We start from the raw sequence: 20102 nt of genomic DNA, 5'->3' as shown, positions 1-20102 counted from the left end.
AACTTATTGGAGAATGCTTGGCAAGTAGTTGAGGGCGTGATTCCATCAAATGTAGGCTCTAGCGCAAAAATAACGGAGGTTGGGTTTGGCACATTCTTCGTGTACTCAAACTTACCCAACCCAGGCAAGGGAAATTGGTACCCTGGCAATGCATACATTGATTACCTATGCGTGGGGCGATCATGAATGTGTTGCAATACCTGATAAGCGGTCATTTTTATTTTTGATACACGAAAATAAGAAGGTATTGCAACATATTTTATATTTCCCAGGTTTTTGCTAATATTCTTAGCGGAGGAGTGTACTTCGTATAGGACATGAACCAGAGGACTGCAAGCACAACAGCCACCACAGCTGAAGCAATTAAATCATCAAAATAAATTGAAACACCTACCTAATAAAGGGCCTTGAGATCGGGTACATGGGTTTACGGAACCAGTGCCAATCGCTATAAATCCACTGTGACACGTCGAAGACAAGCTATATAAACCTGAAGCTGAACTATAACGGCACACAGAGCCAGTACCCGTCTTCAACCCTAGCGCCCATTGGCGCATCGGTTTGAATAAACGAGTGCCCTCATTCACGTCGAATACTACAGTAGGAGTGTCCATGGTTAGTAATAGGATGGGTCAGCTCAACTCGCCCTTAATTAAAGGCGCATGCATTATTGAGCGCGAGCCGTATAAAGGGCGAGTATTAGTTGTGGTTTTCCTGTTGGGGGATTTAGGGGTTGAATTGCATGGTTGAAAGAGCTCCGAGGGTTGGTAAAGGCATTATGTGGCTGGTTTTTGTTTTTGCGTTTTTGTGCATGTAGAAAGAGTTTTTGGGAGGTAGAAAGTAATTAATCAATCACATGCCAGTGTTTATTAAGTAATTTGTGAAGTAGAACGTGTATGAGGTCTACAAATAGAATGGATAGGAGGGGTATATCGAATGTTGTTGCGACGATAATACTCATAGCTGTGGCTATAGCACTAGCCGTGGCAGTGGCAGTGTGGGTCTTTGGCTTGGCTGGTGGTGCTGCGAAGACTGCGACACTGCAGATACAGGCTGTTAGTTTAAATAATACAGCTACATTATCATCTAGTAAACCTGCGTATTTGTCGTTGCTTGTCAGCAACCCATCGGGTACTGCCGTTGGAATTAACGGGTTCACGCTAGGTGGCCTAACGTGCACCTTCAGCCCGCCAATATCGGTACCGGCTGGAGCCCAGGGCGAATTCCTTGTGATAGCGCTCACAGGCTCAAGTGGTTACTTCACAGGCGTTAGTATTTCAAATTCATATATAGGCGGTACACCATTAAGCAGTAGTTTAACTGCAACGTGTAGTGGGAACCAGACCGCCGCTGTTGGCGCTCAATACAGCGGTACGATAGTGACAACAAGCGGTCAGCAGTACCCATTCACAGTAACAGCAACCTCATAACATAAACGTCTCTTGTAAAGTCTCGTTAAAATTTTTCTTCCGTGTTTCTCTTTTATTTGTGTTGGTTTGGTGGTTTTTGTGGGCTTGCCTATTGAGTTGTTGAGGTTGAGGGATGAGTTGTTTAGGTACGTGGATGAGCCACTGAGGGCTTGGGTTGATGAGTACCTGGTCTTCCTAGACGGGTTCATTAGGTGCCTCGACTCACGCCATAGGGAGTTACTCTTGTGCGACTCCGATGAGCCTGGCGTTGTTAGGGCTAGGGTTAACAGCTACTACGCATACCTAATCCACAGGGGTTACGTAACCGCCTACGAACTACTCAAGAGCGAGCACATCAGGGGTTACGGAGCAGTGTATAGGTGGCTCAGGGTGTTCAGGAACACCTCATGTAATGGTTAAACAGCCTGGTTGCTGTGTCCCTCTTTTTAGTTCCTCGTTGTATAGGTGCTTCTTTGCTTTGTGGAGTATCACCTTGATTCTCCTGGACTCGGTTATTCCGGTGCCAAGGGCTGGTGGGTCGGCGGCCCAGCCATTAGGGTTAGCGGGGTTTAAGGTTCGCTAAAACCCCAACCTCCATTCTAATTATAAATAGGTATTGATTCTAAAGCCAAGCGCAGGCACTAGGTGGTTGGGACTGGGTGTTTGGTGTTGGGTTAGTCTAGTAGTGGTGTTAGTTTCTTGTTGTACTTCCTGTAGGTTTCCCCGCGCTTTGCCGCGGCGTAGTAGGCTAACCACCATGCCTCCTTCTTGTCCATGTGCTCGGCTAGGACCTTCCTCGCCAGTCTCACGAGCTCGTCGGCTTCCTCTGGGGTTAAATCGTCCTTGTTGATGAGTTCAAGGAGTCTCTTTCGTTCCTCCTCAGTGAGTGGGTTGCCTATGATTGAGGTTATGTCCTTGAACGCTAACTTGCAAGCCTCTACGCCCTCAATGACGCCCTTCTTATCAAGTTGCTCGACGAGGCTGAGCATGACATCACTCTGCCACCTGAAGGCCTTGGTGAGGTCGTCAACCCTAGTCTTCAACTCGCTCACGTCTCTCCTTAGCTCGTTAATCTCCCTCGCATTATCCTCAACACCTCTCTTTAGTGATTCAACGTCCTTCTCGATCCTGGCTAGCCTAGCCCCAAGCCCGTATGTTGCACCGCCCACAATCCCAGCCACGGCAACTATAGTGCTGAGTATGGTTATAATATCCACGCAAGGCACCCGAGTGTAAATCTACACTGTGCCTTAAAAAATTAATGCCATACCTAATCGACCTGCTCCCCACCACCACAGGTGATGGGTCTAGAGTCCCCAGTATTCCTCGTGGCAATAGTCATACTATTAACCCTGGCCATCCTACTCGCCATCCAATACGGTGAGCACGGTGTACATGGGCTGGGCAAACGCCATAAGGGACTGAAGCCCACGACTTACGGGTTTGATGGACATATTCGTAATTAAGGATGAAGAATGAGCGTCTTCGTGAACCACATCAACGAATTAAGATGCGAGGTTGCATGGATCACTCAACGGACACCCTAATACTGGCATCGGCGCTAGTTGATGATGAGCGCAATGGGCTCGTAGCCCTCGGCTATGTAATGCGTAGAGTGAGTCGTCTGGCATGTGCAATGCTTGTTTCAATCGCTCTACATCTTTTCAGTACTCATTAATGAATTCCGCCAACGCGAATTGAAACGCCTTAATGACAAAATGCCAAGCCTCGCCCTTCAGGGCGGGGAGGAGGTCAGCTCTGATGCTGTAGGGTGGAACTCGATTTTGCATAGCCTTCACAATGGGGCCGTGAATTTGTGCCTAGGGTTTGTTGTTCTTAGTTCATAGTCCTGGGGTTTGCTCGGTAATTGGTTTTATCGATGCTCTTTGAGTATTTGTGAATGTGTCATTGGGGTGCTCACACATCATTCATCATCCCATCAATGATTTGTTGATATTCTTGACGCGATATTTATTAAGTTGAATTTTCAGTTTCTTTGATGGTTTGGTTGTTGAGTAGGGTTGTTAGGGATAGGCCTGGAATCCTTTCTGAAATAACCTTGACACTTAAGTCCAGGAGCATTAACATTAGGAATGTTATCGGTAACTCCCACGCATTAATGCTTGAGCTTGAGAATCATGGTTTAAGTGATGTATTTTATGAGATTCGTGGTATCAGAGATATTGAACCCCTTGGCTTATTTAGCTTCCCAGTAACACCCCTTAGCTTCTCGAGGGAGCTCTTCATGAGGGCTTCATCAAGTGTTTTATCCTCAATTGGTGTTGACTTTAGTGTGTTTCGTAGGATTGGTTATGAGTATGGTAGGGAGACCGCCAAATCCTTCAACCTACCTCCACGAGAGAGCGTTTATACGGGGCTCATGACTGCAACGGCATTTAATAGGCTTAGGCTTGTTGACCTCGTGTTATCGGGTAATGAAATCCAGGTAGTTATTACGGAGCCATTTGATGCTGATTTCAATTTACAATTCACAATGGGTTTTATACACGGTTTAGTTAATGAGTCATTTAAGGGTTTATACTCAATAACCTATAGGAGGGATGGCGATACCTATAGGATTGTATTGAGCAGGGTTTGATACTGTGTCAGGTACCTAGTTCCCAGTCCATTATGTGTTTCCTTTGTCCCTCCATTAGCCCATATACAGAGACCTCTGGTCTCTCTTCTAATTCATCGTAGTTATGGGTATCTTAAACTACTTGCAAGCATTCCTATTAAATTCACGGGCCTGTCATTGTTTGGGCTGTTTCTGTCTTCAATTATGCGTTGTTTATTTTCAAGAGCGGAGCATTTAATTTTAGGTGAAGCGGTGAATTAGCGGGACGAACCAGATGAGCTAGGCGAGGGAGTCAAGGATGAACCACTAGGCAACCAGCAATAGCCACTCCCGTAACTGGGGACGGCCCACGGAGAAGCCATCAAGAAGAAAGCGGTGAGTTAACCGCCGTCTCCAGAAAGTAGTTCTCGCGCTACCTACATCCGACCATAAAAATAACCGGGATAAAGGTGTTGTGGTAAACGGTTTGTGAGGTTTCTGATTAGGTTTATTAATTGCCCTGCCCGTATTTTACCTGCATGCTCAGTCCAGGTGAGGTTTTGGCGAGGATGCGTGAGGGTGAGGTGAGGTTTGGTAGGTATAGGATTCACTTTAGGGATAGGGAGCGTGAGGTCGAGGGATTCCTAAACAGGGCATTGGCCGAGCCAGGGATTCGCATTGTGTATGGGCCTTATGGGGCTGGGAAGAGTACGTTCCTAAGGAAATTCGCCAGTGCGGCTAATAAGCGGGATGGTTTATACATTAAGTACGTAAACTTCGGTAAGAGGAGCCTTGAGGAATTACTTGGTTCCGTACTCCCAGGCATTGATAGTAGGGCCATTAATAGGGAAATAACTAGGAATATGAAGGAGCTTGATGTATTTGGCATGTTCGTAAGGACTGCGGACATTGTATGGAAACTCGTGGATTTAGCCGTAAAGGAGGCTGAGGAGGCTAAGGCCGAGAGGCTTGTGATTTTCCTCGACGATGTTGATAAGTACATGAGGGGTAAGGGTGATAGGCACTACAATGCCTTGTTTGGTTTACTAAACGCATTAGCCGACTCCATAGAGAACCCTGAGGGGGATGTGTGGGGCGACTTCGTGAATAAGCACGTTAATGTTGTAGTGGCGATTAGTGATCAAGCCGCGGTGGACGTTGCTGAGGACCTTGGCGATAAGGGGCTCGCCATGTACTACCTACTGTGGAACCTGCCGAGGAGGTCGTTTGAGGAGGTCGTTGAGGAGGTTGCAGGTTTAACGGGGGCTAGGAACATCGATGTTGAATTACTGTGGAACCTAATCGGTGGTAACCTGAGGGGGCTTGAGCAACTTGTTATTAATTATAAATGGGATGTTAGGCAGTGGCTTGGCGAGAGAATCATTAGGAGAGTTATTGATGCGTTTTCCGGCAGCGGTAGAATTCAAAGGAGGCTTTTGAGGAGGAATATTGTAATAAGGCTCAGCGTACCTGGTGGCTCGTCACTATCCGAACTACCTAGCGAACCCTGGGTCATGCCTAACCACACCGGTGGTTATGCCTACCAGGTACCGGCCTACTACTGGGTCGTAAAGGTGGTACAGGATAGGAAGAGCTTGTCCATAAGTCCAGACGATGTCCTAAACCAACTCAGGAAGTAACCAACCCACTCCTAAACAACCCACTTCCACCCACTACGCACTATAATTCCTGGCGAGGTTTCATGGCAATGGGGTCCTACTGAGTATTAGGGCTTTGAAACTTGTCACGGCTAAGTCACCGTTAAGGGGTCAATCCGTGACTCGTTGGTCGTGGTCAGGAACGTCCTTGGGAACACGGGCAGGAAATACGCAGGGCTATACCCCAAGTGCCTGGCTTAAGCCCTAATTAAGGCGTTGTGTTGATGGGGTGTGTATGGCATTGAAAACGAGGTTGAGGAGGTTCCTCAATGATGAGAAGGTAGGATGCACGTGACCGAGTTCAGTAAGATGCTTAGTCATTAACGTAACCAAGGTTGGAAGGGTAGGGTCAGTATAAACGTTGTGGTGAACCAGGTATCACCGGTACTGGACAACGTAACAAGCCTACTCACCTATAGGCTGGGTGCGGTTTATAGGTTACCACCGAGCCTGGTGGTTAAGGTTGCGACCAATGAGTATGTAAATACCTGGTATGAATTACGCATGATTGTGATGAAAGTGCCAACGAGAAGCTGGTTAGGGGGTCGATGTAGATATTCAACCCTTACGAAGTACTTACAATAGCCTTAATAAACAGGTTATAATGCCGTCTCCGGAGAGACAGTTATGAGTGGTCATTAAATCAATAGCTCCAGTGAGGATTGAGGCCTTATCCATTTACTCCCACTCCCATAACTTTCCTTATTCTCTTAAACCTCTTCCTAACTTTCTTAAATTTTTCCATAACTTCTTTGATAAAATCTTCTTCACCGCAGATTATTTTACCATCTTCGATGATTTCTAGAATAAAGGTCGACCCTTCTTCGAGCTTCTTTAGGAAGACTTGGGTGTTCATTGGGGTAGGGATTACCTTGGGGTGGTTTAAATCGAAGGTCATTAAGAAACCTTCCCTAGGGTCTTTGGGCAATAGGTCGGAAACCACTAACACGTCAATGTCGCTCTGGTCGGTATAATCGCCCCTAGCATGAGAGCCGAAGAGAATTACGAGCCTGGGTTTTAGGTGAGAGTAAATCCTACACAGTTCCTCCCACAAAACCCTTCACCCACTCAAGTATCTTTTTGGCGCATTTTAAGTAATCCCTAGCGTTGGTCTCGTTATAATAATCCATCGGTGCCCCTTGATCGTAAACGTCGAGATAACGTGAAGGTATATAATGCCTATCTAAGTCTTGTGCGCAACTAAGGATCTCCGTAGGCACATTGAGATTGGAAGATTGAAGGAGGATAGTGATTGAGTGTCCCCTCATCTCTTTGTGTAGGAAGTTAAGCAAGGCTTTAACCGCTTTTTCCCGGCTTGTTGGGATTCGTAACAGGTCTCTTCATAAAGACCACTCTGAAGGTACCTCTGCAGACTTTAGGTTCCTCTCCGCCTGCCTCAACCAATCACTGTATCTGCTCACCACTAAAATACCTAGGTTTTTAAGGACTTTAAGGTCTCTGCAAGACCTTCTGATCAACGGTCAAGTCTCGCCCTTTAGGGCGAGAGGGGAGTCATTTTTCTCTTTTCCTACATATGACGCCGTCTCCAGAGAGACAGCGAGTCTTAACCGTTATGTCATGTGTGGCTGTTCCCATTATTGCCTTTGTGTGGTTGCTTGTTTGATTAGTGTTTCGTATATTTTTCCTAGTAGGTCGTAGAGTGTGTCGATTCTTTTGTTTGTTTCGTCAATCCTCCTGCTTAGCGTTTCGTTTAATGCATTAATCCTATTGTTCAACGCCTCATAATTCCTACCCATTAATTCGTAGAGGGCATCAATCCTCTTGTTGGTCTCGTCAATCTTCCTACTTAATACCTCATAATTCTTGCCCACTAGATCATAGAGTGCATCAATCCTCTTGTTTGTTTCGGTTACATCCTTCCTAATCTCCTGAAACAAACCAAGCATTAGCACGACCAAGTCCTCTGTGGTTAGTTTCTTACCCTCACCAACCTTCCTCAAGACAGCCTCCAAAGCCTTATCAACCACCGCACCAACAACAGACTCAACCATCAAAACAAAACCAACCCAAGCACTAATAAGGCTTTAGTTCAGGTCCTCAATGGCTTTTGTTGACTCGTCTTTGTCGTCGCTAACCTCTCAAGCTCTTCCGGGTTAACATTGTACGTGGATATGCCATACTTTGCATAGACTCTCACCCTATGCGTGAGAACAGTCACGCTATCGCGACCTTAGGCTCCTCCAATAATTAGGGCTGTGATAAATAACGAGGACCTAAACAACAAAGAACACGAGCACCGCAAATAATTATAAAGACTGAAACAGCCTTCAAACCCCTTCCAGGGTGGGGTATGGACAAAGTCAGGTGTGCGGCTGAAAGACCCATTTAAACTCCTGGATGAGTCGAGTCTCAATGGGTCGTTTGGGGATTTGTATTCAGTTACTTATAGAAGTATAGAGCTGTGTTGGGTAGGGTTTGATTTTAGGTTAGGTACCGAGCTCCCAGCCTGTTATGTATTTCCTCTGTTCCTCCGTTAATTGATCTATCCTAATGCCCATTGTCTCCAGCTTCAGTCTGGCTACCTCCATGTCGAGCTCGTCTGGTAGCTTGTGAACGCCTAGACTAAGCTTGCCCCTGCTCTTCACTATGTACTCGACAGCCAAGGCCTGGTTGCTGAAGGACATGTCCATTACCTCGCTCGGGTGTCCTTCAGCGGCTACTAGGTTCACAAGCCTGCCTTCAGCCAGTAAGTAAACCCTCTTCCCATTCGGTAACCTGTACTCAACAACGTAATCCCTCACCCTCCTCTTCTCAGCAGCAATCCTCTCTAGGCCAGCCACGTCTATCTCTACGTTGAAGTGCCCTGCATTGGCTAGTATTGCTCCGTCCTTCATCTTTAGTATGTGCTCGACGGTTATCACGTTTATGTCCCCAGTCGCGGTTACGAATATATCCCCCACCTCCGCAGCCTCGCCCATAGGCATCACCTCGAAACCATCAAAGACAGCCTCCAAAGCCCTGACAGGGTTTGTCTCCGTGACTATGACCCTACGTGCACCAAGTCCCTTAGCCCTCATGGCTATCCCACGCCCAACCCAGCCGTACCCAGCCACAACGACAACCTTACCGGCTACCAGTATGTTCGTTGCCCTCAAAATGCCATCCCACGTTGATTGCCCTGTGCCGTACCTATTATCAAAGAGGTACTTGGTGTACGAGTCATTGACGGCTATTATTGGGTACTTAAGCGTTCCCTCCTTAGCCATTGCCCTAAGCCTAATGACGCCCGTCGTGGTTTCCTCAGTGCCGCCGTAAACATTGCCTATCAACTTAACAAAGTCCCTATTGCCCGCGGTCTCTATTGCATAGTCAACATCACCGCCTTTGACGCCCATGGATAATTTATGGAATGTCACGGTTAGGTCCGCACCATCATCCATCGTAACCACCGGCTCATGGGATATCGCAAAACCTATTGCATTGTAATACTCCCTCTCATTCATACCCCTCCACGCATAAACATTAACCCCCTCCTCAGCAAGGGCTGCGGCAACCTCATCCTGGGTTGATAATGGATTTGATGGCACTAGGGCTACCGAGGCCCCGCCAGCCACCAATGTCCTTACTAGGACTGCGGTTTCCTTAGTGACGTGAAGGCTTGCGGATATCCTAACACCATCAAGGGGTTTCTCCCTGCTGAATCGTTCTCTTATTTTCATCAATACGGGCATGTGCCTCTCGGCCCATTCAATGAGTAGGCGACCCTTGTCGGCTAGTGATGTGTCCTTTACCTTATAGGGCATTTTGGATCATTATCGAACGACCTTAGTGGATATTAAAGTTTTTGTATTTGAATTAGCCTAGATTAAGTTCTCTGTTTGTTTGTCGAATATCTTAATCTCGGACGCCCTAAAGTATACATCAACCGCATCCCCAAGTCCAAAGCTTGTTGATGATACCACCTTAATTTCAGCGTTCTTTAACCTAACCATGACGTTGAACTTACCGCCGGCAAATTCGGATATTTCCACCGTACCCTTACCCACGTAGATCAAATCATTATTGCCAGGCAGGGATTCCCTGGAGAGCACAACATCCTCAGGCCTTATCCCAAGTATTACTGATTGGGCATTGATATTCCTGGCGGCGCTTGGTGGTAGTTGCAGTTTGATGTCGCCGCCGTCGAAGTACGCCTCCCCGCCCTTACCAACTATTGACCCCTCGAATAGGTTTATATCGCCTATGAAGTTGGCAACGAATATGTTGGCTGGTTTATCATAGACCTCGCTTGGAAGCCCGATCTGTTGGATAACGCCTCTTCTCAACACGGCTATCCTGTCGGCCAGTGTTAATGCGTCGGCTGGGTCGTGCGTCACAAGTATTGTGGTTATGCCGAGCTTCCTCTGTATTTCCTTAACAAAGGCTCTTGCGGTAACCCTGATTCTTGCATCTAAATTGCTGAAGGGCTCATCCATCAGGAGGACTTTGGGCTCCTTAACCAAAGCCCTGGCAATGGCAACCCTCTGCTGCTGCCCACCGGATAGTTGCCTCGGGTATCTGTCCAGGGTCTCTGCTATACCGAGTACTTCGGCGATCTCCCTAACCTTCCTCTCTATCTCGTTCTTGGGCATGTGCTTTATCTTCAGTGGAAATGCTATGTTGTCGAAAACCTTCATGTGCGGGTAGAGGGCCCAGTTCTGGAATACCATACCAACATTCCTATCCTTAGGCGGGATAAACACACCCTTCCTTGGTGAAGCCACTAGGGAATCCCCAATCCAAACCTCGCCATCGGTTGGCTCCTCAAGTCCAGCAACAACCCTCAGTAGTGTCGTCTTCCCATGGCCCGAGGGACCCATTACGACCATGAACTCGCCAGACCTAATCTCGAGCTCAACCTTATCGAGGGCGACGACACTCTTGGCGCCCTTCCCAAACACCTTTGTGACTTCGTGCAAATAAACCCTAACCATACCGTACAAACTTAATTTACTGCAATTAAAATCTTTACTAACATAACGAGCATGACTAAATCTGCTTAAGTATACTAGGTCTTATTAGTATAATTGTTAAACCCACATCTAGGGTAACATTATTATTAACCACTATTTCCAGGACTATATCAGGGATTAGGATGAGTTACGTAAGCAAGCGACTAGCACACGCGGCCCAGATGTGGGGTAGGGATGTTGACGAATTCGTAAAATCCGCTGTGAATAGCTTCGGTAATAACATGTTCATCATGGGCCTATATTACAGGAGGCCTAATCGAGCCTGGCCGAGGTGGCTTAGGGAGCAGCTTTCACCAGGTGGTAGGGGGTTCGAGCCAGCACAGCTCATGCCCTTTAGAAACCTACACTTCAAGGACTGGGGCATCGTCGGTAGTGTCTACGGTATTAACGAGGCAATTGTAGATCCATCAATGCTCTTCGTAACCAGGAGAAACGTGGCGTTCGAGGTTTGGATACACGATGGCTCACGCCTATACACGCCTGGATCCCATGGATCCTTTAGGCAATACCTCGAAAGACCTGGTTACCCCATCATCATCAATGAGTGGGACCTGGACAGTGTTAAGGTTGTTGCCAGGTCCACGGTTGCAAGTAGGTCTAGTGTCGACGTGTTGGTGGTGGACCTGGAGTTGTCGGGCTTACCTGGCAACTACACTGTTTACCTTGCGACAAGGCCGTATAATGCGGATCACTTCGTTGAGGTTAGCAACGTAATGATTGAACGCGATGGTTGGTTCATGGTAATCAACAACGAGCTAGCCCTCACAACGGATAGGGAGCCCACGCAGTTCGGTTCATACAACGTTGAGGTCGATGCTAGCGAGGACGCGGTATTGGGTAGACTCAATGGTTCCCTGCAGGTCACCGACGAGCTAGGTTGGGCGCATGCGGCCTTGGGCTTTAATGCCGTGATTAATGAGGGCAAGTGGAGATTGAGAATTAAGGCGCCCATAGACCCGCTCAGGAACACGCCCCACAATAGATACTTGGTTAAGTCAATCGCAGATTCGGACATTCAGTCCTCCCTTAGGGATTGGGATACTATTAATGATAGGGAGTTCTCCGTATTAATTGGCGGTAGCGCTATCGGTGATATTGTTCGTCAATCGATAGCCCACCTAACCATGCTTTGGGATGGCGGTAAAATAACACCCGGCCCACTAATCTACCACCTCTTCTGGGTTAGGGATGGTTCGTACATGGCAACAGCACTAACAATGGCTAACCTTCAAGACATGGGTAGGGCTGTGGTTGAGGAGATTTTAAGGAGAGTTGATCCCAGCGGTTACTTTAAGGCTGTGGACTTCGAGGTCAAGGAATACGACGCAAATGGGCAGGTTCTCTGGGCCGTAGGTAAGTACGTACAGTTAACCGGCGATTATGAATTACTGAGGAGGTGGTACCCGGTGATTAGGCGTGGTATTGAGTGGCTTGAGGCAAATAGGGAGTTCGCAGGTGATGAGTCTGTGAGGGGTTTATTACCACCATCGTGGTCGGCCGAGGATACGGGACCCATGGACCACCACTACTGGGATGACATGTGGGCCATAGCTGGGCTTAGGGAGTTGGGTAAGGTGCTTAGGGAAATTGGGCATGAGGATTCCCAGTGGGTTGAGAGGTTACGTGATGAGTATGTGGATGCCCTTATTAACTCAATAAACGTTGTCAGATCGAGGTTAGGTATTGATTACATAGTACCTGCGCCGGAGAGGGTTGCTGACTCGGCAATGACTAGGGTTATTGCCGTGGCATGGCCCACAATGGCGCTACCGCTGGATAATCCATTGGTCAGGCGTACGTTGGAGGTTACGGAGCAACTGTACGGCTTTGGTGATGGTGTCGTCAACGTGCACCAATGGGGTACATACGGTAGTTACTTAACAATGAACCTCGCCCACTCCTGGGCATTACTTGGCGATAGATCTAGGGTTGGCAGGTACCTGAACTGGGCAGTAAGCCATACAACGCCAACCTATGGCTGGGCCGAGGGTTTATCGATAATAACCGGCGGTGGTGGACAGGGCGATGTACCCCATGGCTGGGCAGCCGCCGAGTTCATAATGCTAATTAGGAACCTCATAATCAACGACTTCCTAGGCTCACCAACATTACTAAGGGGTATGCCCATCGAGTTGCTTAGGAGGGGCTTGACGGCGAGGAACATACCCACAATATACGGACTAGTAAAGGAGGTGAGCTCCATCATTAAGGGCAACGAGTTAATGATTAATTACGAGGGACCCGGGCACAGGGTTGAGAACAAGTACGAAGTGCTCATAGACACGCCACTAAGGCCGATGAGCATCTCATGCAGTGATTGCGAATACGAAGTATTGAGTAACGGCATGGTTAGGGTTCTGCATAGCGGCAAGTTCTCCCTAAGGGTGCTTGGAGATTAAAACATCAACGTAATATTACTGAATCCCTAGAGAAACAGGGAGCTTTGGGGCTGAAGTACATTTGTTGGGCTTTAGTAACCTTTCAGTTCTGCTCGGAGCAATTTTTGTGAATAGCCGAGTTAAAAAAAGTCCCGCCACCCACCTGTTTCCTGATGGGCTTCAGGTTCTCGGTAAGGAATGGGCTCTATGTCGGTGGTGCAGTCGTGCTGTTGATGGCAATGGCACTATTCACTGCGATACATGTGTACACGGCAATAAACCCACCAACAATAGTACTAGCAATACAACCAGGAGGAAACAAACCACAAATGAGTGCTTGGTATTCGTGTGGTTGGTCCTGGAGCTCATCATACGTTCCTTTCGGTGGCACGGTATCTTTTGATGGATACTGTACTTACTACCTTGATGTCTTTGATACTTCTTATCAATTCGCAGTATACATATATGACCCATATTGGTGGGCTAATCCGCCACCATCAGGTACGTATTACCTACCTGGTTGCGGTTCTGGAACCCTTAATATGGGGGTTGTTTACGTAAATGGGCAACCTGCTTGGTACGAAGCTTGGAGTTGCGAATATACCCCACCATATTATATAAGCCTTAGCTTCACCGCATCTGCAATTGGCCACTGGACTCCAAACATGCCCAATACATATACTGGCTGTGCGTCGGCTTTAAATACACCGGGCTATAACGCTGGTTCACCTAAATGTAGTAGTTACACGTATGGGTGACAAGCCTTGCTAATGTCTTCGAATCAAACTTTTAAAATGATTTCATCTTTATTATTTTTAGGTGGTTGCCATGGTTAGTAGGGACTTGGTTATTAGGTATGTCTATGTGCTCGCCTCGACTCTAGTCTTCAACCCAGTGCCTATTTTCTCGTTGATTCATCCAGCACCGCCCGAGTCAATGCCGTTGAACCTCTACATGGCCTTTGCCGCACCTGCCGTAGCCTTAGAGTGCATTGTTGGTTTCGTGGTTACTCCCTACCTACTACGTGTCCTCAACATCGCCAATTACAGGGATGCGCTGGCGTACACAACACCGTCGTTCCTCTTCCTCCTCCTATTTGGGCCTGTATTAAATCTTTATTCCTTAGGAATTGGTGCTTCAATGACATCAGTAAGTGGGGCTGAGATTCTATCTGAAGTCTATGAGATATTATTACTGATTGCCTATTGGTTTATCCTGGCCTACGTGTCGCTGGTCTTCGCCAGGGTCCATAGGGCTGGCGGCTTCAGTAATAGGCTTGTCTACTACGGTGCCTTGGTTATGGGTTTGGGCATGCCGATTGCGTACCTGTTGATTGCCTTCTACCCATACACGAGGATAATACCGGCAAACTCGCCAGCCTATATACCGCAGTTCGAAGCCGAGAGCGTAGTAACGACGGCACTGATGATGATCGGGTTAGTCATGTTCATGATTGGACATAGGAGGTCTAGGGCAGCGAAGGTGATTGAGGCGATAAGGCAGTAATGCTCTAGCCTGTCTCAAAACTCTCCCAACCCTTATTTTAACTGGCAATGTGTATGCCTTTATTAAGTGCTGGTGGTTCACTTCGGTGGCATGCGGCCTGCTCGTAATGTTGATGAAATCATTAGGAGGATGCATGATAAGGTGGTGCTTAGGTTGGGTGGTTATGGTGTGCACTTCGAGGATAGGGAGTACGAGGTTCGTGAGTTCCTCAACAACGTACTAAAGTTGGAGAGGGTTGCCTTCATCTATGGGCCATTCGGTGCTGGGAAGACGACGTTCCTCAAGACAATAGCAGAGGCGATGGAGGGTGGCGATACAATGTTCGTGTATTACGACTATAACCCAGCGATAATTAGGGAGTCCATGCCCGAAATCATGGCTTACGTGGGTTATGGCGTTAAAAATGCCATACTTGAGGCGTTGAAGTCGATAGAGGTGAGTGCGCCCATATCCGCAGCCGGCTTCACGCTCTCTATGAACCTGGGAAAGGTTATTAATGTGATTATAGATGTGTTGAGGAGGCATGGGGGTGAGCTTGGTCGTATCGAGAATGTGGTCTTCGTGATTGATGAGTATGATAGGTACCTGAGGGAGAAACTACGTGATTTTGAATACCATGACATAAGCGGTGTGGCAGGCGGATTCGCCCAATGTGTGGAGCACCGCGATGTCATGGAACGTACGTTCAAGGACTTGGCGCAGAAGAGGCTTTACTTCATCTTTGCACTTAGTGACCAGGCTGCGTTGGACGTGGCTGATAAACTAGGTGGTAAGGGTCACTCCACGCCGTACCTGTTTTGGAATCTGCCAAGGAGGAGTTTCGAGAATATTCTCAATGAGGTTCTCAGGCACGTTAGGGCCAATGTCGATGTGGAGTTGCTCTGGCAACTCCTGGGTGGGAACATGAGGGAGTTGGACGAGCTTGTTAACAACTATGATTGGGACGTGGCAATGTGGCTTCGTGAAAATGCTATTAATAGAATCAAAAACACCTTTGATAAGTACTGTAAGGCAGGTAGGTGCGGAAGTATAAGCAAGGTACTTAATGAACTCGTAGAGAACGGTAATAGCGCCGCCAGGGAGTTAAACCTCGGCGAATTCGTGGGACAGCCTGACATTGTTAGGGGGTACTTCGGGCTCCTTGAGGGTAACGTGATGGTTCGCCTATTAGGTGCGTGGAGGCTATCTGGCACGTCTGATGTGCAGGGCGAGCCCTGGTTCGGGAACGACTACGCCTACCAAATACCTGCCTACTACTGGGCCCTGAGGGCAATGATCGAGAGAAGGACAGTAAACGTATCCCCCGACGATGTGGTGAGGACAATCCGCGAAAACGCGAAAACCATGCCGTGATTACTCAATGTGCTTAAGGTATTACCGGGGCCTTGTGCTGGCCTCTTGCGAGTAAGCCTTATTAGGGCTTTAACCGAGCGTTCGGTGGGTTCCTTGGGCTGGCTTGGTCGGGATGTAATAACCGTGCTGGACTTCAAAAGGGAGGACTTAGAGGTCCTATTCACCGAGGCTTTGAACATGGAGAAGTACGCCAAGTCCAGGCTAGATATACTCAATGGTAAGGTGCTGGCGCTGGCGTTCTTTGAACCAAGCACCAGGACTAGGCTTAGTTTCGAAACGGCAATGCTTAGGCTTGGTGGTTCAATGATTGGATTCAGTGGAACTGAGGCAACATCCATGGCTAAGGGTGAGAACCTTGCCGACACCATTAGGATGCTTGATTCCTACGCCAACGCAATAGTCATTAGGCATAGTCTCGAAGGCGCCGCCAGGTTTGCGGCCGAGGTCGCCGAGTCTCCCGTCATTAATGCTGGCGATGGTAGTCAGAACCACCCGACCCAGGCTATGCTTGATCTATACACCATGTGGCGTGAGTTCGGTACGATAGATGGTTTATCCATAGGCATCCTGGGTGATCTCAGGTATGCCAGGGTTGTTAATTCCCTAATACAGGCTTTATCCTACTATAAGGTTAAGCTACACCTCATATCCCCCGAACCTCTTAAGCCTAGGCGTGAATTGCTTGAGTTCATGAGCTCGAGGGGTATGGCTTATGATTGGACCGATGATCCTTACAAGGCCATAGGTGATGTTGATGTCCTTTACGTGGTTAGGATACAGAGGGAGAGGTTTCCCGACCCCATGGATTACGAGAGAGTCAGGGGAGCCTATAAGGTTGATTTGAAACTCATCGAGAGGGCTAAACCTAGCATGATAATAATGCATCCATTGCCCAGGGTTGATGAGGTGGATTTCGCGGTTGATTCAACGCACCACGCCAGGTACTTTAAACAAGCAGGTCTTGGCGTGCCGCTTAGGATGGCTCTCCTGAAGCTTATCCTGGGTGGTGACCATGAGTAGTAAGAAGGAGTTGATAATTAGTAAGATAAGGAGCGGCGTGGTTATTGACCACATACCCGCGGGTAGGGCGCTGCTGGTGCTTAGGATGCTTGGTATAACGGGGCGTGAGGGGTTCAGGGTAGCCCTAGTCATGAATGTGGAGAGTGGTAAATTGGGTATTAAGGATATCGTTAAGGTTGAGGGCAGGGAACTAACTAAGGATGAACTGAACCTGATAGCCCTCGTTGCCCCAACCGCGACCGTCAACATAATTAGGGATTACGAAGTAGTGAGTAAGTTCAAGGTAGTTGTGCCAGACGTTATTGAGGGTTTGATAAAGTGTAAGAATCCAAGGTGCATAACGAACCAGCAGAGGGAGCCGATCAGGAGCAGGTTTAGGGTGGTGTTCAGAGAGCCCCTAAAGCTCGTATGTGACTACTGCGGTACAATACACGACCTAGGCGATATTGAGAAATCACTGGGTATCACGTGATTGCGCATGAACATCTCAGAATTAGTGCTAAGCCTCTATGGGATCGGTGCCATAAAGTTTGGGAAGTTCAGACTAACTAGTGGTCTTGAGAGTCCCATATACATAGACCTCAGGGTAGCCATTTCACACCCAAGCATCTATAAACAGTTGGTCAACGCCATGGTTAACCTGCTCAATAATCGTGACGTGGATTTAATAGCTGGCATAGAAACAGCCGGTATTCCCTGGGCATCCATGGTAGCCTACGAGTTGGGTAAGGGTTTGGTGTACGTTAGGAAGGAGGCTAAGGAGCATGGAACATCGAGACTTGTTGAGGGCGATCTAAAGCCTGGGGTCAAAATAATCGTTATAGACGATGTGATAACAACAGGCGGTTCCATAGTTAGGGCAATAAGGATCCTTAGGGGGCAAGGAGGCTCGGTAGTCGCGGCTGCTGCATTTGTTGATAGGGAGCAGGGTGGTTTGGAGGTTATTAGGAGGGAGGGGGTTGATGCGGTCGCGTTATTGAGCATCACATCAATACTAAACATACTGTTAAATGCTGGCGCCATAAGTAGGGGTCTGTATGAGGAGGTCATTAATTACTTGGTGAAGACGCGTGTTGCCTAGGTTCATTAATTACCTAAATCATTTACCGCCAGAGCTAACCTACAGCGTGTCGCACGCCATAATTAGGTCGGGTATTACTGGAGTACCGCGTGTTGGCACAGAGTCCCCAACCGAGGTTTATGGTATTAAGTTTAGGAACCCCATAGGCCTTGGTGCCGGTATCGATAAGGATGGGCTGTTAATAAATGGCCTAGTCAGGAGTGATGCTGGTTTCATAACGATAGGCTCGGTAACCCTGAGACCGAGGGTTGGGAACCCAAAACCTCGCATGGTTAAGTACCCGGGTTTAAGGGCTATGGTCAATGCAATGGGGCTTCCATCGAGGGGGTTTGGCGATTTTATTGGCCGATTAAGTAGGATAATTGATTTGGCGAGGAGGTTTGGGGTTCGGGTCATAATCAGCCTTGCAGGCTTCTCCATAGAGGAGCTCGTGATAATGCTCAATGGACTTAGGGGCTTTGGTATAGACGCAGTTGAAATAAACATTAGTAGCCCAACATACCGTGGCTCTTGGCTTAATGACACTAATTATCTAGATGAACTGCTAAGTGTTATTGGGGATTTCAACAAGCCGTTGTTTGTCAAGATACCCCTTGGTACAGGAGTTGATTTCTATAGGTGGATTACGGAGAGGGTTGAGAGGTATGGTTATGGATTAACCATTGCCAATACATTACCCATTAAAGAACCACGTATATCTGTTGGTTACGGCGGACTAAGCGGATACCCAATATACCCACTGGTCAAGACTTTGATACGCAGAGTCAGGGCCTGGGGTTTTGAGGGATCGATTATTGGGATAGGCGGTGTTTTCCACGGTTGGCAAGTTGCCGAGCTGCTGAAAAGCGGCGCCAACCTGGTTGGTGTTGTTACCGCCTTTGCATTTGAGGGTCCTATCGTATTCACGAGATTACTGAGAGAGCTTTATGCTTACCTCTCACAAATAACATTATAATATGAAATATATTTTATATTTTGTGATGGGTAAACCTAGACTTATATCTCATTGTAATGTAATAAATAAGTAATTTTTTACATGTTTTCATCTTTTAATGCCTTTATTATGTACTAGTGCTAATTACCGTGACGGATGTTGGGTAAACATCAACCGTGACACTTATTGTACTAGGTGCATTAAAGCAGCCGAGGTAATTCCCAAATAGGGCTGTGGAATTTATGGTCTCGATTAGTGGCGGCTGTCCACCGGGTAGATTCGGGTTTAGTTGAAAGATGTCAGCGGGCACTAGCGTATACGTTGCGTCGGTTGATGGGTTGTTAAAGGTCCATGTCCACTTATCCTGCCCCTCAATTGGATTGCTGAGGTAGTTCCAATTAACCGAGCCCTGAGTTATTGTTTCACCTACAACGACTCCTTCTTTACCAAATAGTCCTATTTCTTCATAACTTATTGTGACTTGATTGCTTGATCCTCCAATTGGTGCTGAGTAGAATAGTACCTGCCCGGGCCATTTGGAGGTATAGCCATTAACTGCCTCAGTGGCTACGCATGGAGTAAATGCTCCACTCAAATGAGTGGGGAACCCTGTCACATCATGCTTTACTAGGTTTAGGAAGAAGTAATAATTATTCTTTGCTGTAATGTAGTAGAAAGTATAGTAGAAATCGACGCTAAGAGCTTGCTGGCCCGCCAGGTTACCGTACCAATCGTAGGTATTTGTTGCGTACCAGCCGACATGCCCAACGTAGTTAAAGCCTTGTATATTAACCGACAGTGATGACCCATATTGTTGGAATGCCCTGGCTGTGTTATAATCCTTCCAAGCCCTCAACACAGCATACGTAATGTTTGTCGGTGGGGTGTTTACGTAGACTTCCCAGATCGTTGGATACCTCGTTGCGTTGCGTATCGGTATCATCGCTATCTCAAGTGCAACAACGTTTGTGGGTAGTTCTGGCCTTAACTGCTTACCATTACCAGTAGGTATGCCCACGATTAAAGCTGCCTTACTGGCTATGAAGTTGCCCACAACCATGAGTAATGAATTACCTGCGTCGGGCCCTATAGCCATCACGGGTAAACCTCTCTGCATGGCGTTGATTATTACTCCTCCGTACTCATTACCTAAATTCTCTAACCAATCACTGCTAATTACTAGGATGCTGCACCTGCTAATTGTTTGATTGCTTATGCCCGTGATGATTATGT

General features: G+C 47.5%; 22 protein-coding genes and 2 pseudogenes. 15 read left to right on the top strand and 9 right to left on the bottom strand.

The genetic code is table 11. The annotated features are described in order from the left end of the window. The 3 genes from B7L70_RS13445 to B7L70_RS07760 all read left to right on the top strand — a co-directional run. Positions 1–186 (top strand): hypothetical protein (locus tag B7L70_RS13445; RefSeq protein WP_162009135.1); only part of this gene is annotated, 186 nt, incomplete at its 5' end. Positions 187–896: 710 nt separating this feature from the next. Next, on the top strand, positions 897–1430 hold the full coding sequence (locus tag B7L70_RS07765) for an archaellin/type IV pilin N-terminal domain-containing protein (RefSeq protein WP_238376162.1): 534 nt from the start codon (positions 897–899) through the stop codon (positions 1428–1430). A gap of 78 nt (positions 1431–1508) precedes the next feature. Then, positions 1509–1829: a hypothetical protein gene (locus B7L70_RS07760; RefSeq protein WP_081227296.1), complete on the top strand. Its 321-nt coding sequence runs from the start codon at positions 1509–1511 to the stop codon at positions 1827–1829. Between the two features lie 254 nt (positions 1830–2083). Here the strand turns inward: B7L70_RS07760 and B7L70_RS07755 are convergent, their stop codons facing one another. Further along, complete coding sequence (locus tag B7L70_RS07755) at positions 2084–2626, bottom strand: hypothetical protein (RefSeq protein ID WP_081227295.1); 543 nt, start codon at positions 2624–2626, stop codon at positions 2084–2086. Between the two features lie 84 nt (positions 2627–2710). On the opposite strand from B7L70_RS07755, the gene B7L70_RS13440 reads away from it, so the two are divergent. Continuing rightward, positions 2711–2875: a hypothetical protein gene (locus tag B7L70_RS13440; RefSeq protein WP_162009134.1), complete on the top strand. Its 165-nt coding sequence runs from the start codon at positions 2711–2713 to the stop codon at positions 2873–2875. 198 nt (positions 2876–3073) lie between these two features. Here B7L70_RS13440 and B7L70_RS14160 read toward each other — a convergent pair whose 3' ends face one another. Next, the gene (locus B7L70_RS14160; protein ID WP_255408855.1) at positions 3074–3199 is read right to left on the bottom strand and encodes a hypothetical protein; all 126 of its coding nucleotides are present in this window, start codon (positions 3197–3199) and stop codon (positions 3074–3076) included. A 209-nt stretch (positions 3200–3408) separates the two neighbouring features. Here B7L70_RS14160 and B7L70_RS07750 point away from each other — a divergent pair, with 209 nt between their 5' ends. From B7L70_RS07750 to B7L70_RS07740, 3 genes are all read left to right on the top strand, one after another. Continuing rightward, complete coding sequence (locus B7L70_RS07750) at positions 3409–4008, top strand: hypothetical protein (RefSeq protein ID WP_081227294.1); 600 nt, start codon at positions 3409–3411, stop codon at positions 4006–4008. Positions 4009–4505: 497 nt separating this feature from the next. After that, positions 4506–5606 carry an ATP-binding protein gene (locus tag B7L70_RS07745; RefSeq protein ID WP_081227293.1) on the top strand — a complete coding sequence of 367 codons (1101 nt, stop codon included), beginning with the start codon at positions 4506–4508 and terminating at the stop codon, positions 5604–5606. A 384-nt stretch (positions 5607–5990) separates the two neighbouring features. Continuing rightward, positions 5991–6209 (top strand): hypothetical protein, encoded by a 219-nt coding sequence (locus B7L70_RS07740; RefSeq protein WP_143701590.1) that lies wholly within the window; start codon positions 5991–5993, stop codon positions 6207–6209. A gap of 93 nt (positions 6210–6302) precedes the next feature. Here the strand turns inward: B7L70_RS07740 and B7L70_RS07735 are convergent. From B7L70_RS07735 to glcV, 6 genes and pseudogenes are all read right to left on the bottom strand, one after another. Further along, positions 6303–6678: pseudogene (locus tag B7L70_RS07735) on the bottom strand (nucleotidyltransferase domain-containing protein). Beyond that, positions 6659–7048: pseudogene (locus B7L70_RS14295) on the bottom strand (HEPN domain-containing protein). The pseudogenes B7L70_RS07735 and B7L70_RS14295 overlap by 20 nt, the downstream one beginning before the upstream one ends. 171 nt (positions 7049–7219) lie before the next feature. After that, a complete protein-coding gene (locus B7L70_RS07725) occupies positions 7220–7636 on the bottom strand; it encodes a hypothetical protein (RefSeq protein WP_081227291.1) in 417 nt (138 codons plus the stop codon). Between the two features lie 38 nt (positions 7637–7674). Continuing rightward, a complete protein-coding gene (locus B7L70_RS14155; RefSeq protein ID WP_255408854.1) occupies positions 7675–7803 on the bottom strand; it encodes a hypothetical protein in 129 nt (42 codons plus the stop codon). 268 nt (positions 7804–8071) lie between these two features. Further along, positions 8072–9388 carry an adenosylhomocysteinase gene (ahcY, locus tag B7L70_RS07720; RefSeq protein ID WP_081227290.1) on the bottom strand — a complete coding sequence of 439 codons (1317 nt, stop codon included), beginning with the start codon at positions 9386–9388 and terminating at the stop codon, positions 8072–8074. Positions 9389–9445: 57 nt separating this feature from the next. Then, positions 9446–10558: a glucose ABC transporter ATP-binding protein GlcV gene (gene glcV / locus B7L70_RS07715; RefSeq protein WP_081227289.1), complete on the bottom strand. Its 1113-nt coding sequence runs from the start codon at positions 10556–10558 to the stop codon at positions 9446–9448. A gap of 161 nt (positions 10559–10719) precedes the next feature. Between glcV and B7L70_RS07710 the strand changes: the two genes are divergently transcribed. From B7L70_RS07710 to B7L70_RS07675, 8 genes are all read left to right on the top strand, one after another. Beyond that, entirely contained in the window at positions 10720–12996 is a 2277-nt protein-coding gene (locus B7L70_RS07710) for a hypothetical protein (RefSeq protein WP_081227288.1), read from the top strand. A gap of 152 nt (positions 12997–13148) precedes the next feature. Next, positions 13149–13733 carry a hypothetical protein gene (locus B7L70_RS07705; RefSeq protein WP_081227287.1) on the top strand — a complete coding sequence of 195 codons (585 nt, stop codon included), beginning with the start codon at positions 13149–13151 and terminating at the stop codon, positions 13731–13733. A 70-nt stretch (positions 13734–13803) separates the two neighbouring features. Next, a complete protein-coding gene (locus B7L70_RS07700; protein ID WP_143701589.1) occupies positions 13804–14481 on the top strand; it encodes a hypothetical protein in 678 nt (225 codons plus the stop codon). A gap of 90 nt (positions 14482–14571) precedes the next feature. Continuing rightward, positions 14572–15834 (top strand): ATP-binding protein, encoded by a 1263-nt coding sequence (locus tag B7L70_RS07695; protein WP_143701588.1) that lies wholly within the window; start codon positions 14572–14574, stop codon positions 15832–15834. A gap of 93 nt (positions 15835–15927) precedes the next feature. Beyond that, positions 15928–16854, top strand: a complete 927-nt coding sequence (gene pyrB / locus B7L70_RS07690; RefSeq protein ID WP_081227297.1) for an aspartate carbamoyltransferase — start codon at positions 15928–15930, stop codon at positions 16852–16854. Further along, positions 16847–17326 carry an aspartate carbamoyltransferase regulatory subunit gene (gene pyrI, locus B7L70_RS07685; protein ID WP_081227284.1) on the top strand — a complete coding sequence of 160 codons (480 nt, stop codon included), beginning with the start codon at positions 16847–16849 and terminating at the stop codon, positions 17324–17326. Before pyrB ends, pyrI begins: the two co-directional genes overlap by 8 nt. A 6-nt stretch (positions 17327–17332) precedes the next feature. Next, the gene (gene pyrE, locus B7L70_RS07680) at positions 17333–17935 is read left to right on the top strand and encodes an orotate phosphoribosyltransferase (protein ID WP_081227283.1); all 603 of its coding nucleotides are present in this window, start codon (positions 17333–17335) and stop codon (positions 17933–17935) included. After that, complete coding sequence (locus B7L70_RS07675) at positions 17925–18890, top strand: dihydroorotate dehydrogenase (RefSeq protein WP_081227282.1); 966 nt, start codon at positions 17925–17927, stop codon at positions 18888–18890. The genes pyrE and B7L70_RS07675 overlap by 11 nt, the downstream gene beginning before the upstream one ends. Positions 18891–18996: 106 nt before the next feature. On the opposite strand, the gene B7L70_RS13435 is transcribed toward B7L70_RS07675, so the two are convergent. Next, on the bottom strand, positions 18997–20102 hold a 1106-nt coding region (locus B7L70_RS13435), incomplete at its 5' end, for a hypothetical protein (RefSeq protein ID WP_162009133.1).

The organism is Vulcanisaeta sp. EB80 (assembly GCF_002078205.2).
The sequence above is the reverse complement of the archived record's forward strand: the minus strand, read 5'-3'. Positions and strand labels throughout refer to the sequence as shown.

Coding starts and splice junctions, on each gene's coding strand:
- ahcY (WP_081227290.1), bottom strand. CDS start 9,388: ATGCCCTATAAGGTAAAGGACACATCACTAGCCGACAAGGGTCGCCTA.
- B7L70_RS07705 (WP_081227287.1), top strand. CDS start 13,149: ATGGGCTTCAGGTTCTCGGTAAGGAATGGGCTCTATGTCGGTGGTGCA.
- B7L70_RS07725 (WP_081227291.1), bottom strand. CDS start 7,636: ATGGTTGAGTCTGTTGTTGGTGCGGTGGTTGATAAGGCTTTGGAGGCT.
- B7L70_RS07750 (WP_081227294.1), top strand. CDS start 3,409: ATGGTTTGGTTGTTGAGTAGGGTTGTTAGGGATAGGCCTGGAATCCTT.
- B7L70_RS07700 (WP_143701589.1), top strand. CDS start 13,804: ATGGTTAGTAGGGACTTGGTTATTAGGTATGTCTATGTGCTCGCCTCG.
- glcV (WP_081227289.1), bottom strand. CDS start 10,558: ATGGTTAGGGTTTATTTGCACGAAGTCACAAAGGTGTTTGGGAAGGGC.
- B7L70_RS07745 (WP_081227293.1), top strand. CDS start 4,506: ATGCTCAGTCCAGGTGAGGTTTTGGCGAGGATGCGTGAGGGTGAGGTG.
- pyrI (WP_081227284.1), top strand. CDS start 16,847: ATGAGTAGTAAGAAGGAGTTGATAATTAGTAAGATAAGGAGCGGCGTG.
- B7L70_RS07695 (WP_143701588.1), top strand. CDS start 14,572: ATGCGGCCTGCTCGTAATGTTGATGAAATCATTAGGAGGATGCATGAT.
- B7L70_RS07765 (WP_238376162.1), top strand. CDS start 897: ATGAGGTCTACAAATAGAATGGATAGGAGGGGTATATCGAATGTTGTT.
- B7L70_RS13440 (WP_162009134.1), top strand. CDS start 2,711: ATGGGTCTAGAGTCCCCAGTATTCCTCGTGGCAATAGTCATACTATTA.
- B7L70_RS14160 (WP_255408855.1), bottom strand. CDS start 3,199: ATGCAAAATCGAGTTCCACCCTACAGCATCAGAGCTGACCTCCTCCCC.
- B7L70_RS07710 (WP_081227288.1), top strand. CDS start 10,720: ATGAGTTACGTAAGCAAGCGACTAGCACACGCGGCCCAGATGTGGGGT.
- pyrE (WP_081227283.1), top strand. CDS start 17,333: ATGAACATCTCAGAATTAGTGCTAAGCCTCTATGGGATCGGTGCCATA.